The 5,588-nt window shown below is 69.3% G+C and carries 3 protein-coding genes and 2 pseudogenes; 1 reads left to right on the top strand and 4 read right to left on the bottom strand.

Features of this window, described 5'->3' with window-relative positions; all coding sequences use genetic code 11:
• A pseudogene (locus ACFXA3_RS28890) lies at nt 1–202 on the bottom strand (hypothetical protein); the annotation flags it as partial.
• Between the two features lie 19 nt (nt 203–221).
• Nucleotides 222–560, bottom strand: a complete 339-nt coding sequence (locus ACFXA3_RS28885) for a hypothetical protein (RefSeq protein ID WP_385191441.1) — start codon at nt 558–560, stop codon at nt 222–224.
• 181 nt (nt 561–741) lie between these two features.
• On the opposite strand from ACFXA3_RS28885, the pseudogene ACFXA3_RS28880 reads away from it, so the two are divergent.
• A pseudogene (locus ACFXA3_RS28880) lies at nt 742–2,319 on the top strand (FAD-dependent oxidoreductase); the annotation flags it as partial.
• Here ACFXA3_RS28880 and ACFXA3_RS28875 read toward each other — a convergent pair.
• Nucleotides 2,211–4,037, bottom strand: coding sequence for an ABC transporter substrate-binding protein (locus ACFXA3_RS28875; RefSeq protein WP_385191440.1), 1,827 nt, complete (start codon nt 4,035–4,037; stop codon nt 2,211–2,213). The pseudogene ACFXA3_RS28880 and the gene ACFXA3_RS28875 overlap by 109 nt on opposite strands.
• 41 nt (nt 4,038–4,078) lie before the next feature.
• On the bottom strand, nt 4,079–5,071 hold the full coding sequence (locus ACFXA3_RS28870) for an ABC transporter permease (protein WP_385191439.1): 993 nt from the start codon (nt 5,069–5,071) through the stop codon (nt 4,079–4,081).
• Between the last annotated feature and the right edge of the window lie 517 nt (nt 5,072–5,588).

Raw genomic sequence — 5,588 nt, 5'->3', positions numbered from 1 at the left:
GGACCTCGGCGAAGGCTTCCGCCGAGGTCCCGTGGTCCTCGAACCAGGTGTGCCGGAGGGCGGAGAGGACGGCTTCGCACTGCCGTGCGGCCTCCGGCCGCCGGCGGTACCCGTCCCACAGCGCCCGCGCCGCCAGCGGCCCCTCGGGGCCGGTGTGGGCCCGGTGGATCTGCCCGGTCACCGGGAAGCGGTCGCCGAGCACGTCCAGCCGAGCACGTCCATCAGGCCAGGGCCACGCGCAGCCGGCCGGCCGCGTCGGGCAGCCCGTCGGCGAACGCCGTGGAGCCCGGGCCCTCCGCGACGCCGGCCCGGGCCGGTGTGGCGGCCGGTGGGCCGGCGTCGTACCAGGCCTCCTCGCCGACCTGGGTGATGCCGTCCTCGGCCGGCCACCGGCGGGCCGTTTCGGCGTCCGGGAGGTCCGTGGGGAACTCCGTCAGCGCCGCGGTGAACGCGCGGGGCGCCGTGGCGTGGACCGCAGGACCACCGGGTCGCCGTCCGGGGCCGGAGGGCTCGTACGCGAGGCGGATGCCGTTCGCGGCCACCGTGTGCCGAGTGATCACCCGGCAGACGCCACCGGGCCCCGGGCCGTCCGTGAACTGCGCCACAGGGGGCCGTCGCCGGGAGGCCTGGGCCCGGGATTCCCGGCCGGAGTGCCCCCGGCCTGGTTATGCACCTAGTTGCAAAACCTCCTGCCGCTCGCTAGAACAGGTTCATCACCCCCGCGCGAGGAGGCACACCCCGATGAGTCCGCAGAGTTCCCAGAGCCGGTACCCGCACCTGCTGAGCCCCCTGGACCTCGGCTTCACCACCCTGCCGAACCGCGTGATCATGGGCTCGATGCACACCGGCCTGGAGGAGCACGCGGGCGGCTTCGAGCGCCTCGCCGCCTTCTACGCCGAGCGCGCCCGCGGTGGCGCCGGCCTGATCGTCACCGGCGGCATCGCCCCGAACGACGCCGGCCGCCCCTTCGAGGGAGGCTCCCGCCTCACCACCGAGGAAGAGGCCGCCGAGCACCGGGTGATCACCGAGGCCGTGCACGCCGAGGGCGGGAAGATCGCGATGCAGATCCTCCACTTCGGCCGCTACGCCTACCACAAGGACCTGGTCGCCCCCAGCGCGATCCAGGCCCCCATCAGCCCATTCGTCCCGAACGAGCTGACCGACATCGAGGTCGAGCGCACCGTCGAGGACTTCGTCCGCGCCGCCCGCCTCGCCAAGCTCGCCGGGTACGACGGCGTCGAGATCATGGGCTCCGAGGGCTACCTCGTCAACGAGTTCATCGCCGCCGCCACCAACAAGCGCACCGACCGCTGGGGCGGCGCGTACGAGAACCGCGTGCGCTTCCCGCTGGAGATCGTCCGCCGCACCCGCGCCGCCGTCGGCGAGGACTTCATCCTGATCTACCGCCTGTCGATGCTCGACCTGATCCCCGGCGGCTCCACCCTCGACGAGGTCGTCCACCTCGCCAAGGAGATCGAAGCGGCCGGCGCCACCATCATCAACACCGGCATCGGCTGGCACGAGGCCCGCATCCCCACCATCGCCACCTCCGTCCCGCGCGGCGCCTACACCTGGGTCACCAAGCGGCTGATGGGCGCGGTCTCCGTCCCGCTCGTCACCAGCAACCGCATCAACACCCCGGAGATCGCCGAGGAGCTGCTCGCCGACGGCCGCGCCGACCTGGTCTCGCTGGCCCGCCCCTTCCTCGCCGACGCCGACTTCGTCGCCAAGGCCGCCGCGGGCCGCTCCGAGACCATCAACACCTGCATCGGCTGCAACCAGGCCTGCCTCGACCACACCTTCAGCGGCAAGATCACCAGCTGCCTGGTCAACCCGCGGGCCTGCCACGAGACCGAACTCGTCCTGTCGCCCACGCAGCTGAAGAAGCGCGTCGCCGTCGTCGGGGCCGGCCCGGCCGGACTCGCCTGCGCCGTCTCCGCCGCCGAACGCGGCCACACCGTCACCCTCTTCGAGGCCTCGGGACACATCGGCGGACAGCTCGACATCGCCCGCCGCATCCCGGGCAAGGAGGAGTTCGAGGAGACCATCCGCTACTTCGGCACCCAGCTCGAAGCCCGCGCCGTCGACGTCCGCCTGAACACCCGCGCCGACGTCGAGACCCTCCAGGGCTACGACGAGGTCGTCGTCGCCACCGGCGTCACCCCCCGGACCCCCGACATCGAGGGCGTCGACCACGCCAACGTCGTCAGCTACCTCGACGTCCTGCGCGACGGCGCCCCCGTCGGCGAGCGCGTCGCCGTCGTCGGCGCCGGCGGCATCGGCTTCGACGTCGCCGAGTTCCTCACCGACAGCGGGGAGTCGTTGAAGTAGACGTTCGTCAGACGCGGGTTGTGGTAGACGAAGGCCTTGTCGAAGTTGATGGGAAGGTAGAGCGCCTTCTCCATGACCTTCTTGTTGATGTCCGTGTAGAACGGAGCAGCGGCTTCCGGAGTCGCGGCGGCAGCAGCCGTCTTGAAGAGCTCGTTGATCTCCGGGTCGTTGATCTCGGTGTAGTTGTTGTTGCCGTTCGGCTGGATGAACTTGCCGTCGACGAGCGGCTGGAGGAAGCCCGAACCGGAGTTGTAGTCGGCGCCCCAGCCCATGACGATGATGCCGTAGCCCTTCTTCTTCACGTTCTCGGGCGAACCGATCACGGAGGAGGAGAGCTTGCCGTCGTACTGGTCGATGGTGACCTTGATGCCGACCTTGGCGAGCGACGCCTGGAGGGACTCGGCGGTCTTCACCTCGGGGGCGCGGTTGTTGCGGACCGCGATGGTGGTCTCGAACCCGTCCGGCTTGCCGCAGGCCTTGAGGGCCTCCTTGGCCTTGGCCTCCTGCGGCTCGCCCTTGGTCAGGCTCCACGGGTCGTAGCTCTTGTCGGAGCCGGGGATGCCGGGCGGCAGCATGTTCGCGCCGAGGTCACCGCTGGTCGGGCCGCCGCGGGCGGTCTGCAGGGACTTCGGGTCGGCCGCGTAGATGACGGCCTTGCGGCACTCGATGTTGTCGAACGGCGCGACCGTGGTCGGGAAGGCGAAGTAGCGGATGTAGCCCGTGAACGGGTTGTCCGCGTTCTTCTTGAGGTTCTCGTCCTTCAGGACCTTGTTCTTGCCGGCCTGCTGCATGCCCGTGCCGTCGATGGCGAGGTCGATGTCGCCCGACAGCAGACGCGCGTCCATGTCGTCCGGGTTGGTGGTCACCGTGAAGGAGACCTTGTCCGGCAGACCCTTGCGGATCGTGTCGGTCTTCGGGTCCCAGTTCTCGTTGCGGACGAAGGTCGCGCCCTTGCTCGCGGTGAAGCTCTCGACCTTGTACGGGCCGGTGGAGACCGGCTTGTTGGTGTACGTGGCGCCCGTGTCCTTGGCCGCCGGGACCGGCGAGGAGGACGGCATGGCCAGCAGGTAGCTGAAGTCGGAGTTGGCGCTCGCCAGGTTGAAGACGATCGTCTTGTCGTCCGGCGTCTCGACGGACTTCAGGCCCATCTTGTTCGCGTCGGTGTCCTTGTACGGGCCGGGGTACTTCTGGCCCTGGTCGAGCAGGTCGATCAGGTACGTGGGACCGCCGGACAGCACGTCCTGCGCGAAGACGCGCTCGATGCCGTACTTGAAGTCCTTCGAGGTGATCGGCGTGCCGTCCTCGAACTTCACGCCGTCCTTGATCTTGAGGGTGTACGTCTTGCCCTCGTTGCTCAGGACGGGCAGGCCCTCGGCGAGGTCCGGGACGAGCTTGCTGCCGTCCTTGCCCGGCTTGCTGTCGTACGCGAGCAGCTGGCGCACGTAGAGGCGCTGGATGTCCCACACGAAGCCGTAGTAGGCACGCGCCGGGTCGAGGTAGTCGACGTCCTGCGGCGACCAGAGCTTGAGCTCTCCGCCCTTGGCGTCCGACGGGTTCACCATGCCGGTGGTGGCCGCGTTGAACGCGGCGCCGCCGGCGCCCTTGCCCTCGGTCTTCTTGTCGCCGTCACTGCCACCGCACGCGGCGGTCAGGGACAGGGCGGCGATCACGGCGGTGATCGCGAATGCCTGCTTTCTGCGGATCACGTTGGTCCAACCTCCATTGGTGGGTGAATCGATGAAGCGGTTCAGCTGCCCTTGGGGTCGAGAGCGTCACGCAGCCCGTCCCCGAAGAGGTTGAACGCCAGGACGGTGATGAAGATCGTGATACCGGGGACCACCATGTACGCGGGGTCGTCCTGGTAGATGGGGATGGCGTCGGACAGCATCTTTCCCCAGGAGGCGGTGGGCGGTTTGACGCCGGCGCCGAGGAAGCTGAGGGCCGCCTCCGTCAGGATGTTGGTCGGGATGAGCAGCGTCGAGTAGACGAGGATCGGCGCGACCAGGTTGGGCAGCAGCTCCTTGATCAGGATGTAGCCGCGGCCGGCGCCGAGGCTGCGCGCCGCCTCGACGTACTCGCGCTCCCGCAGGGAGATCGTCTGGCCTCGTACGATGCGGCCGATGTACGGCCAGCCGAAGAAGCCGATGACGACGATCAGCACGCCCATCCGGACGCCCGAACCCGAGAACCCCCAGAGGGAGTTGGGCACGACGGACACCAGGGCGATGGTGAACAGCAGCTGCGGGAAGGCGAGCAGCAGGTCCATCAGGCGGCTGATGACGCCGTCGACCCAGCCGCCGATGAACCCGGCGAGCGCGCCGAGCAGGCTGCCGATCGTGACCGACACGAAGGCCGACAGGAAGGCGACGACCAGGGAGATGCGTGCGCCGTAGACGATCCGGCTGAACACGTCGCGCCCGTTGGTGGGTTCGACGCCGAGCAGGTAGTCGGAACTCATGCCGCCGAAGGAGCCGAGCGGCGTGCCCAGGTCCGGGTCGATCAAGTCCTCGTGGAACTCGTTGGGCGGGTGGCCCAGCAGGCTCACGATCTGCGGTGCGAAGACCGCCACCAGGATCAGGAATATCACGACCACGCCGCCGGTCAGCGCGACCGTGTCGCGCTTGAGCCGCATCCAGGCGATGCGGCCGGGCGAGCGGCCTTCGATGGCCTTGGCAGGGACGTCGGCTACGGACACGGGTGCGGGTGATTCCGCGCTCGTGTCATGCAGTGGTGCCGTCATCGTGGTGGGGACCCCTCTCGGCCGACGGGTTGCCGGCCCATGCCCGCCGCTGTGGCGGCGTTGGTGCGGAGTGGCGCTCGGAGTGCGTGGTGACACGCGGGACGCGTGTTGAGGTGCAGGAACTGCGGGAAGTGCGGTGCAAAGCCACAAGCGAAACGCGATGAACGAACCGGGTCTTGGAGGACTGACCGGCTCTTGGGTGGGGAGTCTTCATCGGCGCTGCGATCAGCCGCCAGACCCGCAGATGAATGGATGCGCAACCGTGATGTGAGGGCCGGGTTCCCGTTATCCGGACTTCGCTCGCGCCTGAGCGGATCAACACCGTCCGTTCGGTACGCAATCGGACATGGCGCCCAACTCGCGGTAGGACCATGCCTTTTGGACCCACAACAGCGACGAAAACCGGACAAGCCGGAGGCCGTGGGGAACCACGCGTTGCCCCCCCCCCCCCCCCCCGGAGCCCGCGCCCGGGCGCGGGCCGCGGCGCGCCCCCCCGGGGGCTGAGCGGGGGCGCGGG

Origin of the sequence: Streptomyces sp. NPDC059456, assembly GCF_042750055.1 — a bacterium.
GTDB lineage: Bacteria > Actinomycetota > Actinomycetes > Streptomycetales > Streptomycetaceae > Streptomyces.
This window is presented reverse-complemented; position numbering and strand designations above follow the sequence as displayed.

Excerpts from the sequence above, each read along its gene's own strand:
- ACFXA3_RS28870 (WP_385191439.1), bottom strand. The coding sequence starts at position 5,071 with ATGACGGCACCACTGCATGACACGAGCGCGGAATCACCCGCACCCGTG.